The sequence below is a fragment of the Micromonospora sp. BQ32 genome (assembly GCF_059358895.1).
The window spans coordinates 40215-60213 of sequence record NZ_JCADBI010000020.1 but is presented as its reverse complement, the minus strand read 5'-3'; the positions used below and the strand labels follow the sequence as shown (position 1 = coordinate 60213).

Annotated in this window: 20 protein-coding genes and 4 pseudogenes; 11 read left to right on the top strand and 13 right to left on the bottom strand. The window is 66.7% G+C overall.

The window, feature by feature from the left end:
* Positions 1-74: 74 nt before the first annotated feature.
* Positions 75-842 (bottom strand): SDR family oxidoreductase, encoded by a 768-nt coding sequence (locus AC5L30_RS28750; RefSeq protein WP_494871049.1) that lies wholly within the window; start codon positions 840-842, stop codon positions 75-77.
* Between the two features lie 139 nt (positions 843-981).
* On the opposite strand from AC5L30_RS28750, the gene AC5L30_RS28745 reads away from it, so the two are divergent.
* The gene (locus tag AC5L30_RS28745) at positions 982-1557 is read left to right on the top strand and encodes a TetR/AcrR family transcriptional regulator (protein WP_494871048.1); all 576 of its coding nucleotides are present in this window, start codon (positions 982-984) and stop codon (positions 1555-1557) included.
* Between the two features lie 420 nt (positions 1558-1977).
* Here the strand turns inward: AC5L30_RS28745 and AC5L30_RS28740 are convergent, their stop codons facing one another.
* On the bottom strand, positions 1978-2592 hold the full coding sequence (locus AC5L30_RS28740; protein ID WP_494871047.1) for a TetR/AcrR family transcriptional regulator: 615 nt from the start codon (positions 2590-2592) through the stop codon (positions 1978-1980).
* 106 nt (positions 2593-2698) lie between these two features.
* Between AC5L30_RS28740 and AC5L30_RS28735 the strand changes: the two genes are divergently transcribed.
* Positions 2699-4924, top strand: a complete 2226-nt coding sequence (locus AC5L30_RS28735) for an MMPL family transporter (protein WP_494871046.1) — start codon at positions 2699-2701, stop codon at positions 4922-4924.
* A 469-nt stretch (positions 4925-5393) separates the two neighbouring features.
* Here AC5L30_RS28735 and AC5L30_RS28730 read toward each other — a convergent pair whose 3' ends face one another.
* On the bottom strand, positions 5394-5930 hold the full coding sequence (locus AC5L30_RS28730) for a hypothetical protein (RefSeq protein ID WP_494871045.1): 537 nt from the start codon (positions 5928-5930) through the stop codon (positions 5394-5396).
* Between the two features lie 467 nt (positions 5931-6397).
* Complete coding sequence (locus AC5L30_RS28725) at positions 6398-7111, bottom strand: hypothetical protein (protein WP_494871044.1); 714 nt, start codon at positions 7109-7111, stop codon at positions 6398-6400.
* 36 nt (positions 7112-7147) lie between these two features.
* Here AC5L30_RS28725 and AC5L30_RS28720 point away from each other — a divergent pair, with 36 nt between their 5' ends.
* Together AC5L30_RS28720 and AC5L30_RS28715 are read left to right on the top strand one after the other, a co-directional pair.
* The gene (locus AC5L30_RS28720; protein WP_494871043.1) at positions 7148-7468 is read left to right on the top strand and encodes a hypothetical protein; all 321 of its coding nucleotides are present in this window, start codon (positions 7148-7150) and stop codon (positions 7466-7468) included.
* A gap of 307 nt (positions 7469-7775) precedes the next feature.
* Positions 7776-7949 carry a hypothetical protein gene (locus tag AC5L30_RS28715; protein WP_167457586.1) on the top strand — a complete coding sequence of 58 codons (174 nt, stop codon included), beginning with the start codon at positions 7776-7778 and terminating at the stop codon, positions 7947-7949.
* A 769-nt stretch (positions 7950-8718) separates the two neighbouring features.
* On the opposite strand, the gene AC5L30_RS28710 is transcribed toward AC5L30_RS28715, so the two are convergent.
* On the bottom strand, positions 8719-9213 hold the full coding sequence (locus AC5L30_RS28710) for an SMI1/KNR4 family protein (RefSeq protein WP_494871042.1): 495 nt from the start codon (positions 9211-9213) through the stop codon (positions 8719-8721).
* Positions 9214-9519: 306 nt separating this feature from the next.
* Here AC5L30_RS28710 and AC5L30_RS28705 point away from each other — a divergent pair, with 306 nt between their 5' ends.
* Entirely contained in the window at positions 9520-10050 is a 531-nt protein-coding gene (locus AC5L30_RS28705) for a hypothetical protein (RefSeq protein WP_494871041.1), read from the top strand.
* Positions 10051-10415: 365 nt separating this feature from the next.
* On the opposite strand, the gene AC5L30_RS28700 is transcribed toward AC5L30_RS28705, so the two are convergent.
* Positions 10416-10931, bottom strand: coding sequence for a hypothetical protein (locus AC5L30_RS28700; RefSeq protein ID WP_494871040.1), 516 nt, complete (start codon positions 10929-10931; stop codon positions 10416-10418).
* A gap of 287 nt (positions 10932-11218) precedes the next feature.
* Between AC5L30_RS28700 and AC5L30_RS28695 the strand changes: the two genes are divergently transcribed.
* Entirely contained in the window at positions 11219-11680 is a 462-nt protein-coding gene (locus AC5L30_RS28695; RefSeq protein WP_494871039.1) for a hypothetical protein, read from the top strand.
* A 298-nt stretch (positions 11681-11978) separates the two neighbouring features.
* Here AC5L30_RS28695 and AC5L30_RS28690 read toward each other — a convergent pair.
* Positions 11979-12269, bottom strand: a pseudogene (locus AC5L30_RS28690) (tyrosine-type recombinase/integrase); the annotation flags it as partial.
* Positions 12179-12370 (bottom strand): annotated as a pseudogene (locus tag AC5L30_RS28685) (replication initiator); the annotation flags it as partial. The pseudogenes AC5L30_RS28690 and AC5L30_RS28685, both read right to left, overlap by 91 nt.
* 195 nt (positions 12371-12565) lie before the next feature.
* On the opposite strand from AC5L30_RS28685, the gene AC5L30_RS28680 reads away from it, so the two are divergent.
* Positions 12566-13183 (top strand): TMEM175 family protein, encoded by a 618-nt coding sequence (locus AC5L30_RS28680; protein ID WP_494871037.1) that lies wholly within the window; start codon positions 12566-12568, stop codon positions 13181-13183.
* A 95-nt stretch (positions 13184-13278) separates the two neighbouring features.
* Here the strand turns inward: AC5L30_RS28680 and AC5L30_RS28675 are convergent, their stop codons facing one another.
* The 3 genes and pseudogenes from AC5L30_RS28675 to AC5L30_RS28665 form a co-directional block, all read right to left on the bottom strand.
* Complete coding sequence (locus AC5L30_RS28675) at positions 13279-13593, bottom strand: endonuclease VII domain-containing protein (protein WP_494871122.1); 315 nt, start codon at positions 13591-13593, stop codon at positions 13279-13281.
* A gap of 1728 nt (positions 13594-15321) precedes the next feature.
* Positions 15322-15459, bottom strand: a pseudogene (locus AC5L30_RS28670) (GntR family transcriptional regulator); the annotation flags it as partial.
* Between the two features lie 176 nt (positions 15460-15635).
* A pseudogene (locus AC5L30_RS28665) lies at positions 15636-15815 on the bottom strand (HD domain-containing protein); the annotation flags it as partial.
* Between the two features lie 164 nt (positions 15816-15979).
* On the opposite strand from AC5L30_RS28665, the gene AC5L30_RS28660 reads away from it, so the two are divergent.
* From AC5L30_RS28660 to AC5L30_RS28650, 3 genes are all read left to right on the top strand, one after another.
* Positions 15980-16153 carry a hypothetical protein gene (locus AC5L30_RS28660; RefSeq protein WP_167362340.1) on the top strand — a complete coding sequence of 58 codons (174 nt, stop codon included), beginning with the start codon at positions 15980-15982 and terminating at the stop codon, positions 16151-16153.
* A gap of 319 nt (positions 16154-16472) precedes the next feature.
* Complete coding sequence (locus AC5L30_RS28655) at positions 16473-16811, top strand: hypothetical protein (RefSeq protein WP_494871035.1); 339 nt, start codon at positions 16473-16475, stop codon at positions 16809-16811.
* Between the two features lie 782 nt (positions 16812-17593).
* Positions 17594-18583 carry a carboxypeptidase-like regulatory domain-containing protein gene (locus tag AC5L30_RS28650; RefSeq protein WP_494871034.1) on the top strand — a complete coding sequence of 330 codons (990 nt, stop codon included), beginning with the start codon at positions 17594-17596 and terminating at the stop codon, positions 18581-18583.
* A gap of 15 nt (positions 18584-18598) precedes the next feature.
* Here AC5L30_RS28650 and AC5L30_RS28645 read toward each other — a convergent pair whose 3' ends face one another.
* The gene (locus tag AC5L30_RS28645; protein ID WP_494871032.1) at positions 18599-19585 is read right to left on the bottom strand and encodes an NAD(P)-dependent alcohol dehydrogenase; all 987 of its coding nucleotides are present in this window, start codon (positions 19583-19585) and stop codon (positions 18599-18601) included.
* Between AC5L30_RS28645 and AC5L30_RS28640 the strand changes: the two genes are divergently transcribed.
* A complete protein-coding gene (locus AC5L30_RS28640) occupies positions 19584-19748 on the top strand; it encodes a hypothetical protein (protein ID WP_494871031.1) in 165 nt (54 codons plus the stop codon). The genes AC5L30_RS28645 and AC5L30_RS28640 overlap by 2 nt on opposite strands.
* Before the next feature lie 26 nt (positions 19749-19774).
* On the opposite strand, the gene AC5L30_RS28635 is transcribed toward AC5L30_RS28640, so the two are convergent.
* Positions 19775-19999, bottom strand: coding sequence for a helix-turn-helix transcriptional regulator (locus AC5L30_RS28635; RefSeq protein WP_494871029.1), 225 nt, complete (start codon positions 19997-19999; stop codon positions 19775-19777).

The following is a 19999-nucleotide window of genomic DNA, read 5'->3' as shown; positions in this document are numbered from 1 at the left end:
TGAGGGCCGGCCGGACGTGCTGGCCGACGGATCTCCACAGTCCTCGCAATGCGGCGTCTCCGCATAGGGATGTGTCACAGGTGTGCGCCGCCGGTGGCGTCGAGATGCTGGCCGGTGACCCAGCGGGCTTCGTCGGAAGCGAGGAAGGCCACCACGTCGGCGATGTCGGCGGGTTGGCCGACCCGGTCGAACGCGGAGAAGGAGCCCCAGAAAGCGAGTTGTTCAGGGTTGTCCCGCAGCCAGACGGCGTTGCTGTCCACGTCGACGATGCCGGGGACCACCGAGTTGACCGTGATACCGCGTTCGCCGAGCTGTTTGGCGAGGGTGAAGGTGAGAGTGTTGATGGCGCCCTTGGTCAGCGAGTAGGTGATGATCGCGGGTGCGGCGATGCGGGTGGTGCCGGAGGAGATATTGATGACCCGGCCTTTGTCCCGCAACTGGTTCAGGGCCTGCTGAAGGATAAAGAACGGGGCTTTCACGTTCACGGCGAAGATCTTGTCGAATTCGGCCTCGGTCGTGCTGGCCAGGTCGTTGGAGCTCGCGATGCCGGCGTTGTTGACCACAATGTCGACGCCCGGTTCGGCGCCGGATTCGGTGAGGCCGGCGTCGAAGGCGGACCACAGCGCCTGCGCGTCGCCGGGTACACCCAGTTCAGCGCGGACCGCGAACGCGCGGCCGCCGGCTTCGGTGATGGAGGTGACGGTGTCGTTCGCGGCTGCCTCGTTGGTGCCGTAGTGGACGGCGACGAGAGCGCCGTCTGCCGCGAGTCGTGTGGCGATTGCCCGACCGATGCCTCGGCTGCCGCCCGTGACCAGAGCGGTTTTGCCGTTGAGCAGTGCCATGATGCCGTCCGACCTTTCTGTAGTAATCACTATGTATTTCTTGGCATCAGGCTAGCGAGCGCTATAGAATGTGTCAATGGCCAATGATCGTCCCCGTCGGCGTGGCCGACCCCGAGCCTTCGATCGGGACCAGGCCCTGTTGACGGCGCTGCACGAGTTCTGGCAACGCGGCTTCGAGCCGGTGTCGGTGGCCGAACTCACCGCAGCCATGGGCATCACCCCACCCAGCCTCTACGCGGCGTTCGGCGACAAGAAGACTCTGTTCCGCGAGGTGGTCGAGCGCTATCAGCAGACTCACGGCGCGTTCTTCGCGACGGCACTCGCGGCGGAGGAGTCCGTGCGCGACGGTGTCGCCCGCGCGCTACGCGCCGCCGCGGTGGAGTACACCCGGCCCGAGCATCCACCTGGTTGCCTCGTCATCAGCGCGGCCGTCAACTGCACCGCAGCGTCGGCTGACATCACCGACCTGCTGCGCGCCCAACGGGCCGCCAACATCACCGCGCTGCGAAAGCGGATCAAGGCCGACGTCGCCGACGGCCGGCTGCCCGCCGGCACCGACGCCGACCGTCTAGCCGTCCTCGTCGGCGTCATCCTGCAGGGCATGTCCCAGCACGCGCGCGACGGCGCCAGCACGGATGAGCTTCTCGCCGTCGCCGAAGCCGCTATGCTCGCCTGGCCCGCGAAGATCGACGCGAAACCGATGACGGCTGCTTAACCGCCACCTGGCCAATACTCGATCGTCAGCCCTCTGACAGCCCGCTTGTCCAGAGCCGCAAGGGGCGTCGACAGCCTCACACGCTGCGCATGATCCAATATCCGCTCATCGGCATTATGTGGGTGATCTTCGATCACCTTCGCCCTGGCGGGCCGCATAACGCCTGATATGCAGAGTGATCGGGGCGCTTCGCGCCACAATTTTGAGCCTCACGATCACCTGCATATCGAACATAAGCGGATATCGGCACGGCTGGCGATCGGGTCAGCGTCGGTCCTGGGCCGTGACGAGAGCGGTCGGGCGTTGATGGGCCTCGGGTGCGCGAACAGCCTGTCGGGCGGCGGGTAGTCGTCGGGCCCTCCGGTGCGGTGAGCGGAGTGGAGAGCCCTTGGCTGAGGTGCGGGGCATCGTAGCTCTGCGTCAGGGGGCCTCGACCGGGAGGACGTAGCCGTGCAGCGCCTTCTTCAGCTCCGCGATCAGGGCGTTCCGCTCGGCTCCCTGTGCCGCCACGATGGGCGGCATCATGGCCACGACGATGCGCACCGCCACCATGGCGGCGAGGTTCCGTTCGGCGGCGGGCAGCTGGGGGGAACGGGCTCCGATGATAGCCGCTACCCTGTCGACCACCGCCTGTTGCAGCGGACGCGCCGCCCCTTGCAGGCGGGCCGGCAGGTCGGTGTTCGCCATCAGTGCCTTCGCACCCGGGTTTGCCAGGTTGAACGCGATGAGCGGGTCCACCATCCGATCGATCAGCTCGGGCAACGTCAGGTCGGCGACCTGCGCCAGGTCGAACGCCGAGGAGTGCGCGGCCCGCATCTGCTCTAGCAGCCGGGCGGAGAGCGCCTCCGCGATCGCTTCCTTGTTTGGGAAGAACTGATACAGCGAACCGGGCGAGATGCCGGCACGGGCGGCGATGGCGTTGGTACTCGTCCCCTCGTACCCGTTCTGTGCAAACAGGGCGAGCGCCGCGTCGAGGATGTCGGCGATCCGCTGCCGCCCCCGTGCCTGCCGCTTGACCGAATGCGCCTCAGTCACCCGTACCCCTTCGCGTTGCGACAGTGCCTTGACTAACGCGAGTGGTCGCTCGTATTGTCAAAATACGGGCGACCGCTCGTGTTTTGACTTTAGCAGAGGACCGTGCATGTCACCACTGCACCGGCTGGGCGCGTACGTTGCCCGCCATCGTCGGCTCACGCTCGTCACCGGTCTGATCGTGACCCTGGCGTTTGCCGCTGTCGGGGCCGGCGCCATGGGCGTCCTGGTGCTCAGCCGTTGGGAGGCGCCCGGCACCGAGTCGGTTCACGCCCAGGAGGTGCTGCGCCGGGACTTCGACACCGGTAACGCGAACCTCATCCTGCTGATCACCGCCCACAGCGGTACCGTAGACGACCCGGCGACCCGCGCCGCCGCTCAGCAACTCTCCGACGACCTGCGGAGCCGACCACTCGTCGCCGACGTGTGGTCGTACTGGACGGAGGGGGGCGACCCGATGCTGCGCGGCTCGGACGGCCGGCAGGCGCTGGTCCTCGCTCACGTCGAAGGCGACGCCACGACCGCGCGCGCGGAGATCAGGGAACGGCTGCTGCCCGCATTCACGCACACCTCAGAGACGATCGACGTGCAGGTGGCCGGCGCGGAGGCGGCGTCCGCCCAGATAAGCCAGCAGGCGACGACGGACTTCGTTCGAGCGGAGATACTGATCATTCCCCTGATGGTCATCCTGCTGTTCGCGCTGTACCGGCGGGTACGGCTGGCCCTGCTCACCCTCGGCATCGGACTGTTCGCCGTGTTCGGCACCCTGGCCGGGCTCCGACTGCTGGCCGGAGTCACCGAGGTGTCGACGTTCGCCGCCAACATCACGCTGGTCATGGGCATCGGTCTCGGCGTCGACTACAGCCTCTTCGTCATCGCGCGGTTCCGCGAAGAACTGGCCGCCGGCGCGCGGACACCAGACGCGGTGGCGACGACGGTCCGCACCGCCGGCCGTACCGTCATCTTCAGCGGGCTCACGGTCGCCGCCTCCCTGTCGGCGCTGCTCGTGTTCCCGTACCCATTCCTGCGCTCCTTCGCCTACGCGGGCGTCCTGGTCGTCGCGATGGCGGTGCTCGGCGCGCTGACCCTGCTGCCCGGGGCGCTCGCCGTGCTCGGCCCCCGGGCGATGCCCCGCGGCGCTTCGCCCGGCGCGGCCAGTGGCCGGCGTTGGTACGGCTTCGGTGCCCGCGTGATGCGACGGCCGCTGCTGTTCGGCACCGCCGGGCTCGTCCTGATCGCGGTGCTCGGCGCGCCGGCGCTGGGGCTGCGGATCGGCCTGCCCGACGACCGGGTGTTGCCGCCGTCGGCGTCCACCCGCCAGGCGTACGACGAGCTACGCGCCAACTTCGCCCAGGAGGCGAACGACGCCATTCACATCCTCGCCCCAGCCGGACGCCCGGACGCCAGGGCCGCCGACTACGCCGCCCAACTCTCGCGCATCGACGGCATCGCGCAGGTCAACTCGGCCGTCGGCGTCTTCGTCGACGGTACGCTGGCACGCCCGGCACCGAAACCAGAACGGCTGACCAGTGCCACGGGCACCCGTCTGGAGGCGATCCCGACCCGCCACGTGCTCGCCGGCACCGAGGTCTCCGAACTCGTCGAGCGGATCCGGGCCGAGCCGGCGCCGTTCGAGCGCGTGCTGGTCGGCGGGTACCCGGCCGAGTTGACCGACTTCCGCTCCACCTTGATGGAACGGGTGCCGCTGGTCGCCGCGCTGATCCTCGCCATCACGTTCGTGCTGCTGTTCCTGATGTCGGGCAGTCTGCTCATCCCGGTCAAGGCCACCGTGCTGAACCTGCTCAGCCTCTCCGTCATGTTCGGCGCGCTGGTGTTCGTCTTCCAAGGGGGAGCGTTCTCGTCACTGCTCGGCTTCACGCCGATCGGCACTCTCGACCCCGCCTTCCCGATCCTGATGTTCTGCGTCGCCTACGGACTATCCATGGACTACGAGGTGTTCATGCTCTCCCGGATCAAGGAACGGTACGAGGCCACCGGCGACAACACCCGAGCGGTGCTGGAGGGGTTGCAGCGTAGTGCTCCCCTGATCACCTCTGCCGCCGTCATCCTGGCCGTGTCGTTCTCCCTCTACGCCACCGGCAGGGTCATGTACCTCCAAATGATCGGCATCGGCATCGCGATCGCGATCCTGATCGACGCGACCATCATCCGCGCCATCCTGGTGCCGGCATTCATGCGCCTCGCCGGGCGAGCCAACTGGTGGGCCCCCGCCCCGCTGCGACGACTCCAACGCCGGCTCGACCCGCACGCCCCTATCCCACCAGCCACTGTCGTGGATCACCGGTCGGAACGGACCTCCGCGACCACCGGGTGACTCCGGTTCTTGTCCGGATGCAACCGACCGACCGCTGAGAAACCACAACGGCCACTGGCCGGGGCTCCGACGTTCGGCGCCCCGGCCAGCAGAAGATCGGTCGGTCAGCGGCGCCAGAAGATGCCGCTGGAACCGATGGTCCGGGGGTCTATTCTTCTACAGCCAGGTCTGGCGGGGCACCTATGGCAGCTGGTGCGGATGTGGGCCCTGATCACCCTCTCCGTCTAGCTGACCCGGGCTTGTAGGCGAGGCCGGCGCTGGCTTGCTGAGCCGGTGCCGGCCTCCACGCCAACATTTGGAGATGCCGCGTATGACCACTCCTGAGACAGGTGGCGTCCGGGCCCAGCTATGGCGGATCACCATCCCTGTGATCGCCTCCGCCAGCGAGGTCGATGCCCTGACTGACCGTCTGGTCGAGACGCTCTGTCCGGACACCGCCCACGAGGGCCCCTGCCCAACTCCGTGGGCGCTACACGTCACCGACGGCAATTCGCTGAGCAAGGCCGAGCAGCGCCGTGTCGGACAGCTCGCCGCATTGCTGACCGGTGACGGCGACCAACACGGGATGCAGCACGCTAGGAACCCCACGTTCAATCAGGTACCGCTTGCCCTCGCGCCCGGCGGGCCGGAACTGCGGGCGGTCCTCCTGCAGATTCAGCAGGTCGGCCAAGGGTGCCAGGAACGACGCCAGCTGATCCGGTACACCGAGCCCCGCCAGAAACAGGTGGAGCGACCCAGGATCTGCCACGACGAGTTCGTTACGGAACCGCGACCGCTCCCAGCTGACCGAGCCGTGGCCATGCAAACCAGCGCTGGCGAGCACCGCGCCCGCCACATCGCGGAGCACGATCGTCGGCCCGCCGTGACAACGACAGACGTCACCGATGAAGCGACCCGTCGTGGCCAACACGCGCGCCGCGTCAACCGACCCGGCATCTGGGAGCTCGGCCAGAATTTCACGACCGGCAAGAGGACCGCTGTCCTCACCACCTTCGACAATCTGCACGGCGTGTGCCCGAGACCAGACATCGTCGAGCCACTCGATCAGGGGACATACTGCGCCACGCAACGGTCATCGCAGCCGCGCTCACGCCGACCACCCACACTCAGGACACAACGCACTTTCATGCCGCTGGTCGAGGGTTCCGGGTGAGCTTGCTGGAGTCCGCCGCAGTTCCGTCATCTGAGACACCGATCCCACTCGCGACGCCGTGGCCAGCGCATCCTCTGTGGTGACCCCTTCGGCGAACCCGAAGAGGTCAGCCATGGGTGCTCCCGGTCGACAGTTGGGCGGCGTCCGCTCATGCCCGATGTCAGTGCATTCGATCTTCGCGTGCTAGACGCGGCCATGATTAACGCCAGGACCCGGCGGCCCGTCATCCGAGTCGAACCAGTACAAGACCGACAAGAGGACGACCGGCGACAGGCTGGCGGGAGACCGTGCACGCTTCCCGCCAGCCTCCCCTCCGGGCGCTACTTGTCGTTGAGGGTGAACGCTCGAAGCCCAAGGCATGGTGCCAGCGCTCCGGCTAGCCAGGTAACACGGTGATCATCGGCGGCCAGCCCAGCGCGAGCGACCGTGCACCAGTCGTCGCGATCGAGCAGGGAGAGATAGCCGCCCAGAACGCGCTCTCGTCCGCCCTTGGGCCAAGCTATTCGTTCCGACGCTGAACGTCGCAAGTGCTCAGCCAATTGCGCGGCGATGACGAAACGCTCTACCGATGGCTCTAGACGGCCGGCATGTTCGCAGTGGGCCTCTAGGACGGCGGAGGCGGGCGGATAGTGCTCGAGCGTGATGCCCGTGCCGCTGCTGTCGGCCATGATGGTCAGCAGCAGGCCGGTGTGATCGACCAACTCGCTGTCAGGATTCGCAGCGGTGATCGCCTCATGCAGGTGCGCCGCAGTGGCGACCCTTCCGGCGAAGTATCGGTTGAGGTAGTCGCCATCGCAGGCACGCCGCAGCATCCACGGCCGCGCCGCGGTGCTGCCGACCGTGCACAAGGACTCCACGACATAGACCCTTCCCCAGCCCGTCACCCGCTCGGCCAGCCACAGCAATGCGTCCGAGCCGCCACACCACAACCGCCGTTCCAGCGCGCGGGCGGCCAGCGGGCCGAAGCGGTTCGACAACAAGCCGATCGTCTTGATCAACTCGATGTCGTCGTCATCCCATACGGTGGTCAGCAACGCCAGACCAACAGTCGCAGCGCAGCGATCGGTCGCGTGCTGGACAAGCCAGCGACCGGTCGCTCGGACACGTTCGGCGTCCACGCGACAGGCAGCAGCCGCGATGTGTTCATTGGGATGGATCGGAACATAGAGGTCATGGAACGCTTCGGCAAGATCGCCTGGAACGGCGGACGGATCAGCGAAATGCGTATCCAAAACGGCGGCGACATCAGCACCGCTGCGGCGCCGATCCTCCGGCTCTCGAGGACGGGACTTCCGACCTCGGTGCTGTTCCTCATCCGGATATGGCTCACCGTCACGGAGAAGAGGCTCGTCGGGATCCTCGCGATGCATTCGCAACGCATGATCAAATAACGACAGCTGAGGTCCGAGCAGCCCAGGCTCGGGTGTCACGCTCACCGGCGGACAGAGGACTCGATTCTTTCGATCATGTCCGGATCATGCCAGGCACTTCAGCCGACGAGCAACCCCGCGCCGGATTGGTTGACCTCCGGGGCACGTGGCCATCGGGGCGAGTGGGCTCTGGCCGACGCCGATGAGCACCGCCCGAGGTGACAGGCAGCCGACGGATCAGTGCCGGCAGTCGCCTAAGGCGAGGGGAAGGCCGTCCGGCTCGCGGGCCCGACGAGCGGCAGTCCGGAAGACGACGGATACTCGCCTGATGACTGGACCGGATCTCGACCCCGAACAGTATCCGCCTATCGACCCGCGTGAACCGGTGCCCGACGACGCGGGCGTCCTTCTGCCTGGCGCGCCGGACGAACTGCCCGAAGCCCCGGCTGAGCCGATGCCGGACGATGGTGGCAACGCCGGCGGCGTGCGCGAGCCGGCATAGATCCGTCCGCGATCGAGCGCGACACCAGCCCGACCGCCGATGCCGGCGCTCAAGACGTGGGGGCGCCGCCCAGCGGATCCGCATACGCCGCCGGCTACTGCGAGCCCGGTTTGGGGAGCAGGTTGGGAGCAACGGGGTGCCCTGAACAGCATTGAACTGCGCCCAACGGCATGGAACGTTCCTCAACTGCACCCACCCCTGCCTGCGGCTCCACGTTTACCCAGGTCAGAGCGGGTGCGGCGTCCTGTTTCCCGCGGAGTGCTCTACGGTTCTGCACAGCGGTCGACAAGATTTTATGTGGCCTGGCAGGGGAGTGTGCGCAGGTCAAGGCGGTAAGGAGCTGTTGGTGGGCCTGGCCTTGCAACAGGGAGCAGATTGGGTGCAGGTTGGCGAAGTGGTTTCCGCGCCCGAAGTGCTCACCGACGCCGGAGAGAGACGATGGCTGTGACCTGTAGTGATGCAGTGCAGCGGTGCGGCGTGACCTCCCAGTAGAGGTCGAAGTGGTCAGGCGTTGGGCTCCCGGGATGGCTGGCGCCGGTCGGCGTCTGGGTTCGCCTGAGGCCACGTCTGCAGGCGTGTTGCAGATTGATGTGGAGCGTTGCGGGTGAGCTTGCTGGAGTCCTCCGCAGTTCCGTCATCCGAGACACCGATCCCATGGGGAGCGCCTTGACCAGGCCCTTCAGGCTCAGGACCTCTTCGGCGACCGAAGGCGTCAGTGACGGGTCAGACTCTGCACTCAGGATCGCTGGGGTAGGTGCCGACCGGGCGATCAATCGTCCCCATCAAAGTCGGTTTCGTCGACGAGGCCGACCAGGAACGTCTCGAAGTCGGGGGCGAGGACGGTGATCTGGTAATTCCATTCCTGGTCGACGTGCACGACCGTCGGTGTGCTTGAGGATCGGTAGTCGAGGGCGATCATGTCGTGGCCCGCTGAGGGGCAGTCGGCGATGTAGATGCCGATGTCCGGGTAGCCCCACTCCGCTATCCAGAACGCGTTCCCGAGCTCGCCGCACAGGCTGAAGGGAGCGGTCCGTCCGATCGCCGCCAGTGTGTACGCCGCTACGTGGCTTGGGGACCAGGAGGTTCGGCTGGGCGAGGGGTGGGCGTTACGAGCCAACAGTCCGCCGTTGTGTCGCCGGGCTAGGTCGACGTACGCGGCGGGTAGTTTGCGCCCGAGTTGCGCTTCCACCTCCCGTAGAACCTCGTCGGTGAGCGGGCTCTCCAGAGGACCGGAGGTGTCGAAGATGATCGTGGGATCGAGCACGCGCTGACGGTAGTCGCTCAACGTCAGTTGCAGGAACAACCCGAGCTCCGCTGTCGGAACGTTGTTCTTCGTGGCGCTTCCGATTGTCTGCCCCGGGGTTGGCTGGCGTCCGCTGAGGGCTGCGTCCACCGATCGCCAGCCCGGTCGGTGTGCTCGGCCCCGACCTGCCGAGGCCGGAACCTGCCTGGAACCATCAGAGCCGTGGCGACCTTCCGCCTGCTGCGGCCAGCCGAGAGCACGTCGCGCTTTCTGCAGTAGCCGATGACAGCGCGCAAGCGGCCGATGGGTGCCGATAGGGTCCTCGGCGTGGACGCGAACGAGATCACGCCGCATCTGTTTCCCAATCGCTTCGCGGATGCGGTCGGACCCAATGCGGGCGGTCCGGCCCGCGACCACTGCCGCTGCGTCGGCCACTCGGTCGCGACCCGGCCGAACAGCGTCGTCTTCCACGGGGACCGTCAGGACACCGAGGCGGCGGGCTGGCGGCATCTGCTGGCGCTGATCGACGAGGCCGCAGCGGATGGGCGGACGGTGTTCAAGCCGTTCGTGGAGCTGACTGCTCCTGAGCGGCGGCAAATCGTCACGCTACCGGCGACGATCGCGAAGCTGACCGCCGTCAAACGTCTGGTGCTCTACGGCACGAATCTGGTTCGCATCCCGCCCAAGATTGGGTCAATGACCAGCCTCGAGGTCTTCGATCCGTACACCTCCCACCGGCTGCATTGGTACCCGTATGAGCTGACCAGGTGCACGAAGCTAGCCGACAGCACGGTGAGACGCGCGTCCTCTATGGCAACTTCAAGTTCCGTCCGCCGTTTCCGCGGCTGCGGGCAGTGACCCGTGCGGTAGAGGCGGACTTCGCCGCGCTCGACCCAGACGTGTGGGGCTGCGACGCGGTGCGAACCTGCAGCGTCTGCGATGGGCCGGTTGACGGTGAGCTTCGCCAAGTCCCGATCTCTGGCCTGGTCGCCGCCGACGTCTTGCCGTTGCTGGTAAACGCATGCTCCGCGGCCTGCGCGGCGGCACTGCCGCAGCCGTACCCCGGCTACCTCCCGACGCCGCACACCGGCGGCCCGGACACTGTCCAGCCGGCCGCCAGGCGATGAGGCTGCCACCACGAGACCACCCGCAACTGTCGATTACCGTGCACTCGAGCAATGCGCGGGTCACCGGAGCCGGATGCGGCTGGGGCGTTTGGGTGATTAGTCTGCGCGGTCCAGCGTGACGGCGCTGCGCAAGGGGGTGCTCGCCCAAAGTGCTTGCAATATCGGGTGGTGCTGCACCTCCCACTCCGCTTCACCAATCGCATGGTCTCGCTCCGGACCGGGTGGACTGAAGTCGAACCCGGTGTTCTGGACGTTGAGCCGGTCTAGGTCGGCGAGCGCGGGTGCGTCTGGGAAGACCAACTCCAGGCTCACCTGCCAGATCTCTGGTTGGTACCAGTCGGTCTCGGTCCAGGTTCCCCGCACATCGACGGCGAACTGCCGGGTGAAGCTCAGGCTGGGAAGCCGGTCGTGCCAGCTGTACCGGCCCCACTGAACAATGAAGCCATCGGCGTCGCTGTCCGGCCCTGGCTCCAAGCCGTCGACCGGCCGGGCAAGAAAGTCGCGGAACGCTTTCCACGCCGCCTCGACGTTGTCCACCCGGTCCGGAGTCAGGTTCTGACGGCGTAGCAGCCCGACCAGCGCTTCCGGCGACTCGCGCCACGCGATACCCACGGTCCAGCCCCTTCCCACCCGGAACCCATCCACCCGCCCGATCAGCTGGACATGCACGCGCGCGTTCAGGCCGCCGAATCTGTGCTGGCCGCGTCGATCACAAGATCCGCGAGGTTCACGTCGAACACGATAACTGTGCGTTTGGCCGCGGTCGCCCTTGGGGCCCTGGGACATCGTCACCTGCCCCGCACCACGGCAGCGCCGCCATTGCACCGCTGGACCTGCATCCTGACGTACCCCCGGATGTGGGGCCTCCGCTGTCGTAGCCCTGTGGTGAAGTGCGTGCCATGGGTGTGCTGTACGACTACCTCCGGGCCAAGGACGACGCTGCGGCTGTCGGGTTGATGAAGGATTTCGAGGGCGGGCCGTTCGCTGTCAGCCCCAGCGGCGTAGCTGTGGATGCGGTTGATCTGAAGGGCATCGAGCCGACCGTGTCCCTCGGCAAGCTGGTGAGCTTCGTTCGAGAGGTCGACTGGGATGTGAGCCTGGTCGACCTTGAGTTGTTGTGGAGCGGGGACGAGCAGGACGGACCGTGGCTGATGTCGCTGGACCGGGCCGCGCGGGACATCCTCGCCTCTATCAGCAACGCCCAGGTGCTGGAGTTGTCGGGGCAATGGGGGCGGATCGAGGAGCTGGCGTGTGGGCCACTGTCTGACGACGAGATGCTGCCTGTGATCGAGAAGATTGCCGCCCTTGCTCAGCGCGCGCGAGACGCGGGCGATGATCTGTATTGCTGGTGCTGCCCGTGACTTACAAGGGGGGCACCCGGATAGGGGGAGCAGACTGGGAGCAGCAGGGTGCCCTGAACGGCCTTGAACTGCGTCCAACGGTGCCGAACGGCGCACAACTGCACCCGCCCCTACCTGCGGCTCTACGTTTCCGCAGGTCAGAGTCGGTGCGGCGTCCTGTTTCACACCGAAGAGGTCGCTGGTTCGATACCAGCATCGCCCACTCTCAGTTCCGCAAGTCAGAGGCCGCTTCCCGGATTCGGGAGGTGGCCTTTCTGCTTGCGTGGAGTAGCCGCGATCGATGTGTCTGTGTGGCGTGGCCGGGAGAATCGCCAAGGCGCTTGAGCGCATCTCTGGTCGCCTTGTTGGATACCTGCGTGTAGATCTCCATCGTCACGGAGAGACGGGCGTGCCTCAGCACCTGCATGGCGACTCTCGGGTGGACGTCGAGGTCGGCGAGCAGCGTGGCGCAGGTGCGGCGGGCGTCGTGGACGGTGATCGGCGTGACGTTGGTCTTCTCGCACCTCGCCTGCCACGACCGCTGGAAGTTGCGTGGCTCGATGGGTGTGCCGTAGCGGGTGGTGAACACGAGTCCGGTCTCGTGCCACAGCCGGTGACGACCTGGACGTATGGGATGCGGCGTCGGCGGCAGAGGGCGGCGAGGTGACGGTCGATGGCCTGTTTGGTACGCCGCCACAGTTCGCCGGAGAAGTAGGCCGTGTGAGCAGGTGCCGAGCCTGTTCCCGCTGGTGAGCCGATCACGGGCCGCAGTTCCGCTTCAACGTCTGACACGCAGTGCGGAGGATGCTGGGCTCAGCCCGGGGTGGGTTGCGACGGCCGAGCCCGGCGGTAGCTGACCGGGCCAAAGCCCCCTGGCAGGTCGCGGTGTTGCGGTAGAACTGTGGAGTGAGCCGAACTCGGCTGGAGGTATTCAGCGATGCCGTTTTCGCGGTCGCGATCACGCTACTCGCGTTGAACCTGGCGGTGGCCGGCCCGGGTCATGGCCCGCTCCTGCATCAAGTCGCCGACCACTGGCCTGCATTTGTCGCCTACCTGATCAGCTTCGCCACGATCGGGCTCATCTGGATCAACCATCACGCCCTCGTCAAGAACGTCGCCGTCGTCGACCGGACCCTGGCCCTCCTCAACCTCGTCCTGCTGCTGTTCGTCGTCCTCATCCCGGTAGATACGGCGACGGTGGCCAAGTACCTCGCACTGGGCGGGCAGGACGCCCGGGTAGCGGTGCTTCTGTATGCGGCTGCCTTCATGGGGATGGGGCTCAGCTTCGCCGGGATCTTCGAATGGACCTTGCGTTCCGGGCGGCTCAAGCAGCCGTTGCCGCGGCGGGCCCGTTGGAAGGCGCGGCTGCGGTTCGGGGCAGCGTCGGTCCTGTACCTGGCCGCGATCGCCGTCGCGTTCGTCAGCCCGCCGGTGGCACTGGCCATCATCGGCGCTGTCCCCGTCTACTACATCTTCGAACGCCTCGAGGTGGTCGGCTCTCCTGTAGGCGACCGGCAGCAATGAGCCGCTGCCGAGCGAGGATCCAGCCCGGATTCCGCGTCTGTCGTGGTGGCTTGGCCGTCGAGGAGAGAGATACCCGGCGGCCGACCGGAAGCCGGTCATCTCGTCGCGTCCCGCTCGTAGCGACGTAGATAGCTGGTAGCCCTCGCAAGGATCTGGATGCTGTCGCGAAACTGGCCGATGCCGAGGTTGCAACGCCAGCACAGTAGGCCGCGGATGCACTCTCCGCAGGTCTTGTCACGACTTGGGCAGCACCGATGGTCGTGGTCGACGTAGAGCGGCTTGCCGTCACCGGCGCGCCCCTCGCAGACGGCGCACTGGCCCTGCTGGGCCACGAACATCTGCTTGTACAACTCGGGGGATATGCCGTACTTCCGCAGCCTGTTTCGGTGAGACCAACACTCCCGGCACATGCGATTTAGGCCATCGGGGCAACTGCGATTGGCGGAGAAGGACTCCTCTGGTTTCCAGGTGTCGCAGACAGCGCAGAACTTCCGGCCTTCTGGATCCCGTTCGAGAGTGGCTAGGGCTTCACGATGCTGGCGGAGCTGGCCGAACTCACCCCTCAGGCGCTGATGATGCCGGTGACCGGCGCACAGCCCCGCTGACACCGAAGCATTCGTGCAGCCTTCAATTCGACACGGACGCCGGGCTGCTCGCTGACAGCGCACATCGCAGTAGATGCGGTTCGCCGGGATTTGAGCCTGGCAGTGCCGGCACGGGTGCTTGGCCTTGCGGCGGCGCGCACGCTTCGTCTCCTCGTCGACTCGCTCTCCGGCCCAGAAGGGGTCCCCCCAGCGTCGGTAGCGCGCGTAGTGCATCCCGCAGAGCCCGAAGGACTCTTCAGGGGAATCACAGTCGTCCAGTCGGCATGGCTCTGCCGGAGGACCAACTCGCCGACCTGGGCGTCCCACGTGCAGCGGATCGCCGTGGCGTCGCTGACGCTCGTAGTGCGTGCGACACAGGCTGCGCGCCAACTGCTTCCTCGTGCATCCGTCAAGCGCGCAGACGCGCTCGGTCACGTCGGCTCCCATCAGTCAACTGCCCCAAGGTGCCCTGTACTGCCGGCTTCCCGCGACCGATCGTAGGGTTGCGGTCCGACGGGGTTCGGCTCTCCGGCCGCACACTGGCACGTTGCCCTACCGGTTTCCTTGACGCTTCCGGAGCTAGGGGAGGCGCTTGAGAGCCACGGGCATGGCTGCCGATACCGACGGCGTTCCGCCGAGGGCAGAGCGTGAGGTACGGGGCGCATGCAGCGCAGGAGCAGGGTCCCGTCGAGCAGCCAAGCCAGCGAGTACGAGCGGACGGTTGCGGACGGAGACACCCTGCTCGGCACGAGGACCAGGCGTGAACCAGCGCCGGGGGACTGACTTGTAATGCGTAGATCGTGATGACAGCGGCCGAGCAACGACCACGGGCAGAAGCCGGGACGCTGGGGCGGGTTGGCGCGAGCACGGTCACCGCTCCCGCTGTGCCTCTAATACTCTGCGGAAGCGCCGGAGGCGAAAGAGCTTCGCGCTGGCGGTGATGAAATCCTCGGCAGCCGTCTTCGCTCTTTCGTAGCGGGCATCCAGTTCGTCGGCGTCAATATTTCCCCGCCTCCAGTATGCTCCGAGAGCCTTGCCGGACGAGTTCAGCTCGTCTAGAGCCTGGAGTACATGCTGGTCACCGCACAAGATGCGTAGGCGTGCTGCGGCTAGCCGGGACGCTCCGAGATCCCAGCCCTCCACGCGTCCGGAAAGTCCTAGTTCTCGTTCCTCCCACAGCCGATGCCGAAAGTCCTCGGACATTGACACGAGCTGAGAACACTGCTCGAGAAGGATTTCGGTCAAGCGAGCGTTGCTTTCGCTTCGCTTAGTTATGTATTGCCCGAAGATCGCAATCCCAGCACCAGCAACGGCCGCGAACAGAGTGACCCACGCATCCACGTCCTCAGTCTCGCCGAGGGCGTCAACTTCTTGCCCGACGCAGCAGAAAGGCAGCGAACTCGCTGATACGGCGAAGCAACGAATGGAACAGGACCGCCAGCGACCTGCACCAAGGCGCACGACCGCGACAGACGGCAACGGTTGTCAGGCCGTCACGGTGTTCACACCGAAGCGTTTGCTGGTGGCACTGCCCTGATCCAGGCCGCTATGCAACTACTCGGCGACGAAGACGCCTACGCCTGGCAGCGCCTCGGTCATGCCCTCGATCCGTAGCACCTGCATGGCACGGTCGATGACCGGCTCTGTAACGCAGTAGTGCTCGATCAACTCTCGCCGGCTGGGCACTGAGGCATACCGCCGTTGACGGTGGCTGCGACTGCGGCTGCGCGACGACCAACCTGTCCGTTGACCGATCGCTAGCGACGCCTGCCCCGGTCATCTCAGCGGCGCCTGTCTCGGCGGATATCAGCGATGGCGACATCTACGCCGTGTCGTCCTTGATCAATACAACGCCAAGCGTTGGACGCCTACTCCTGCGGCGGGGGAGTGAGCCAGGCCAGGGGTTGTCCGCTGAGGGCGGCGTCGGCAAGGCGGTGGGCGCTGGCGGTCTTCAAAGCGGCTCGTGAGCTGTCGATCCAGCGCTGCACGTTGTCGACGCCTTGGTGGCGGTACTCGACGGCTTGGACGAGGCATTCCAGGGAGTCAGTGATGCGGGACAGAACACCACCATGGCGACGAGTGACCTACGACCAGTATCTGACGCTCCGGTCTCCCTGGCTCTCTATCTAGGTGCCCAGCTGGCGCGGGCCTCCGAGGACCTGACCTGGGTGCCGGCGGGGGTGCTGCACAGACGCTTCCTCGGCTGGCTCCGGTGAGCATCCTGCGGCCGGGCGACGAGAAGTTCCACTACAGCGACGGTTCGCACAAGTGGATCCCACCGGACCCGGACTACGACCAGGAGGTCTGGGACGAACAGGTCCGCCAACACAAGCATGGACATCTGAGAAACGAGCGCCCGAAGGTCCGGATCCAGCGCCTCGTGTGACGCCAGCAGTACAGCAGCGAAGTACAGCAACCGTGCCAGCCGGACCGAGCCGAGAGGCGCGCCAGTAGGCCGTCTGACCTCCCATCAAGCCCGACCCAACCTGATCGCCGAGAGTTCACACCGAAGAGGTCGCTGGTTCGATACCAGCGCCCACTCTCAGCTCCGCAAGTCAGAGGCCGCTTCCCGGGCTCGGGAGGTGGCCTTTCTGCTGTCGTACAGCATCCGCGGTCGAGGTGTCTGTGTGGCGTGGCCAGGAGGATCGCCAAGACGCTTGAGGGCGTCTCATGTGGATGTTGCGAGAGTCGGTGATGATCGGCAGGTGATTGACAAGGAGTTCAGCACGCGCGGGGGCGTTGCCTACGTTGACTCTGATGTGCGGTCGTGGGGACTGGGGTACAGAAGCAACAAGTACGCCACGTGGCCGTTCGCTCGGCTCCGCGTGGGAACGAGCTACCTCACAGTTTCGTCCCTGTTCGGGGAGTTCCGTGTCACGCGCGCGAACCTGGTATCGATCTCCCGATTCGGTCGTGTCCCTGTGCTGGCCGACGGCGTCAGGCTTGTGCGAAAGGGCCACAACGGGGCGGTCATCTTCTGGGCGCTTCGTGCTGGCAAAGTGGTTGACGAGTTGCAACGTCGAGGCTGGCCAGTGGCGGACTAACGTGAGTCGGAGCCACGTGCTGAGTGACCAACTGGGTGACGATGGAGGTAACCACGACCGGACGCCCGCAGACGCTGGTGGATCCGAGCCGCAGCTTCCGGCCTGCTTGCACAGCTCAACGACGGCCGATCATTCCTTCGGGACGAAGCGGTCGGCCCTCCTGTCGACTTTGGGGGATTTGCGCTACCACTTCCCGCCCCACCACACCGCTAGCATCGCCACGGCCCCTACATAGACGACGCATCCAAGCCCAGCGCAGCCGTTGGCCAGGTCAGGGTGCCATCCGTGGTGCAGATCTGCCTGATTCCCAAGCTGAGGTTCGGCACCTCCAAACTGATGGTCCAAGCCGGCTGCCTCGTCGGTCCGGCCCCGACCTGCTGGCGTCAGCCGGGCCATGCCCGGATCAGGGGGACCGGTACTGCCACAGATTCTTCCTGGCCATCCCAAGCCAGCCAGAGCCCGGTCGGAGCCGGACTTCCCATGCTTCCCGTGATCAGAAACGAGACTGAGCCGCTTGGAGGGATGAGCTCTTCCGTCTTTTTGCCCACACTGGAATGACCCTGCCGGTCAGCCCGCAGAACCCGGTCCTGGGCGTGGTTGGACTTCCGGCCAGACGTCGGAGGTGGGGCGTGCAACCCATCCCCGACAGGGCATAGTGGCCTGCGGCACCATCGACCGGTGATGCCTGCTCTTGGTGAGGGTGGTTGGAAGTGACGACGCGCTTACGTGTCCGATGGACCCGAGCGGCCGCATTGATCGCGCTGACCGGGGGGACTCTCGCGGTGCCGGCGGCACCAGCGACGGCCGCCCCGCAGACCGTTCGCATCCTGAGCGTGTCGTCGGAGAACGTGAAGCCCGGCGAGACGGTACGGCTGCGGTTCAGCGTCACCAACAACGGAAGCCGGGCCGAAACGGCCATCGTGGTGGTCGGCGGCGGCTTGCGATGCACCTCCGGATGCCGGGTAGAGCCAAACCTCGGACCAGGCCGGAGCCAGACCTTCGACACGAAGCTCGTCGCCCCCGAGGCTCGCCCGGGTGAGATCACCGGCCTCAACATCTCGGTCGGCGTGCGGCTTGCCGGGCAGAACACCTATGACCACAAGATGGTCTACGTCCACGGCTCGGGTGCATCGCCGTCCGGCGGGGACAAGCCGGCGGCCGGGGTGAGCGGGGTCTCCGGCCGGGTCCGCGACGCCGGCGGAAAGGCGATCGGCGGCGTGGAGCTGACCATCCGGGACAGCGCCGGGCACGAATATCGGACGACCAGCAGCCGTAGTGGCCAGTTCTCGATCACGTCGAGCGCCGGCAAGACGATCGTCGAGGGGCCCATCACGGTCCGCGCGGCCATGGACGGCTACCGCACCGCTCGCACGACCGTACGGGGCACCGCCGGTGACGTGGCGACCGTCGGGCTGACCCTCTCCGCGGTGGCAGCGCCCACCAAGGCGTCGCCGTCGTCTGCCGCTGAGGCAAGCCCTCTCGCCGCGGCGGTCGACGGCACCCCCGAGGCTGCGCCGCCCACCCTCAGGGCCGTCAGTGACGAGGGGAGCAGTTCGTCGCTGTTCCTTCTGGGCGGCCTGCTGGTCGCCGCGGGCTTGGGCGCGCTCGCACTGGTGGTGATGCGCCGGAGGAACGCACCGGACGCGGTGGCGGAGGCGGGGGTTCCCTCGACGCCCCAGCTGTTGGCGCCGCCCGGTGGGAGCATGGCCGACGCTCCGACCGCGGTACTGCGCATTGGGCCGGTGGGCGGCGGGTTGCCCCCGCAGGGGTAACCAGGTCTCGGTGGGTCAGAGGGTGATGGCGACCTTGCCGGCGGGTTGGCCGGTTTTGAGGTAGTCGATGGCGTCGGAGGTTTGGGCGAGGGGGTAGGTGCGGTCGAGGACCGGGGTGAGGGCACCGGAGTCGATGAGTGAGGCCAGGGTGTGCAGGTCGGCGGCGGGTTCGGTGGACATGAGGCCGGTCAGACGCTGGCCGACGAAGGGTGACAGCAGCATCGCCCGGATTTGGCGATCGGCGCCTTGGAGCAGGCGTCCGCCTCCGGGCCCGCCGACGATGACGAGCGTGCCGCGGGGGCCGAGGGCGCGGCGGAGCTGGGTTAGGGGACGGTTGCCGGCGGTGTCGAGGATGAGGTCGTACCGGTCGGTGCCCGTGGTGAAGTCCGCGCGGGTGTGGTCGATGACGTGGTCGGCGCCGAGGGAGCGGACCAGGTCGGTCTTCGCGGTGCGGCACACGCCGGTGACTTCGGCGTCGTATGCCTTGGCGAGCTGGATGGCGAAGGTGCCCACACCGCCGCCAGCGCCGGTGACGAGGACCTTCTGCCCGGCGGTGAGCTGGCCGACGTCCCGCAGTCCGTGGAGGGCGGCGCAGGCGGAGATGGGCACGGTGGCGGCCTGGGCGAAGGTGAGGGTGGTCGGTTTGGGGGCGAGTTTGTCTTGGTGGGCGCGGGCGTACTCGGCGTACGCACCGTCGCAGGTGCCGTAGACCTCGTCACCGGGACGGAACCGAGTGACGTTGGCGCCGATGGCCGCGACGCGGCCGGCGACGTCCATGCCCGGGACGGGGTTCTTGGGCCGGCGCAGCCCGAAACCGGCGGCGCGCACCAGGTAGGGCAGACCGGTGATGACGTGCCACACACCCTGGTCGACGCCGGCGGCCTCGACGCGGACGAGAACGTCCTCGGCGCCGATGGTCGGGACGGCCATGTCGCGCAGCTGGAGTTGGGCCGGCGTGCAGTAGGTGTCGCGGGCGATCGCGATCATCGTTGTCTTCGTCATGGTCGTCTCGATCCTGGTCGCGGTGGTCATACACATGGGCGGGTTGCGCGACGGCGGCGGGACAATCGCGCTGCGAGGGCTTGACGCCTGGTGCGTCGGATATCTACGCGTCGACGACGTTCGTGTAGGCGGCGTCGATCACGTGCAGCGCCTGGAACTGTGAGCCAGGTTGAGGGCGGTCGTGGCTGGTTAGTCTTCGGAGTCTGGGTATTGGAAGACGTTGCCGAGCGGCACGTTGAAGACGCGGGCAATCTGGAAGGCCATCTCCAGCGACGGCGAGTAGCGGCCCTGCTCGATGGCGATGATGGTCTGCCGGGTTACCCCGATGCGGTCGGCCAACTCTGCCTGCGTCATCTCGCCGTTCGCGAACCGCAGTGCTCGGATCGAGTTCGTGACCTTCGTGGGTTTGACCAT

Coding starts and splice junctions, on each gene's coding strand:
- AC5L30_RS28735 (WP_494871046.1), top strand. CDS start 2,699: ATGTCACCACTGCACCGGCTGGGCGCGTACGTTGCCCGCCATCGTCGG.
- AC5L30_RS28640 (WP_494871031.1), top strand. CDS start 19,584: ATGGTCGTCTCGATCCTGGTCGCGGTGGTCATACACATGGGCGGGTTG.
- AC5L30_RS28715 (WP_167457586.1), top strand. CDS start 7,776: ATGACTGGACCGGATCTCGACCCCGAACAGTATCCGCCTATCGACCCG.
- AC5L30_RS28675 (WP_494871122.1), bottom strand. CDS start 13,593: ATGTGCCGGGAGTGTTGGTCTCACCGAAACAGGCTGCGGAAGTACGGC.
- AC5L30_RS28695 (WP_494871039.1), top strand. CDS start 11,219: ATGGGTGTGCTGTACGACTACCTCCGGGCCAAGGACGACGCTGCGGCT.
- AC5L30_RS28635 (WP_494871029.1), bottom strand. CDS start 19,999: ATGGTCAAACCCACGAAGGTCACGAACTCGATCCGAGCACTGCGGTTC.
- AC5L30_RS28645 (WP_494871032.1), bottom strand. CDS start 19,585: ATGACGAAGACAACGATGATCGCGATCGCCCGCGACACCTACTGCACG.
- AC5L30_RS28750 (WP_494871049.1), bottom strand. CDS start 842: ATGGCACTGCTCAACGGCAAAACCGCTCTGGTCACGGGCGGCAGCCGA.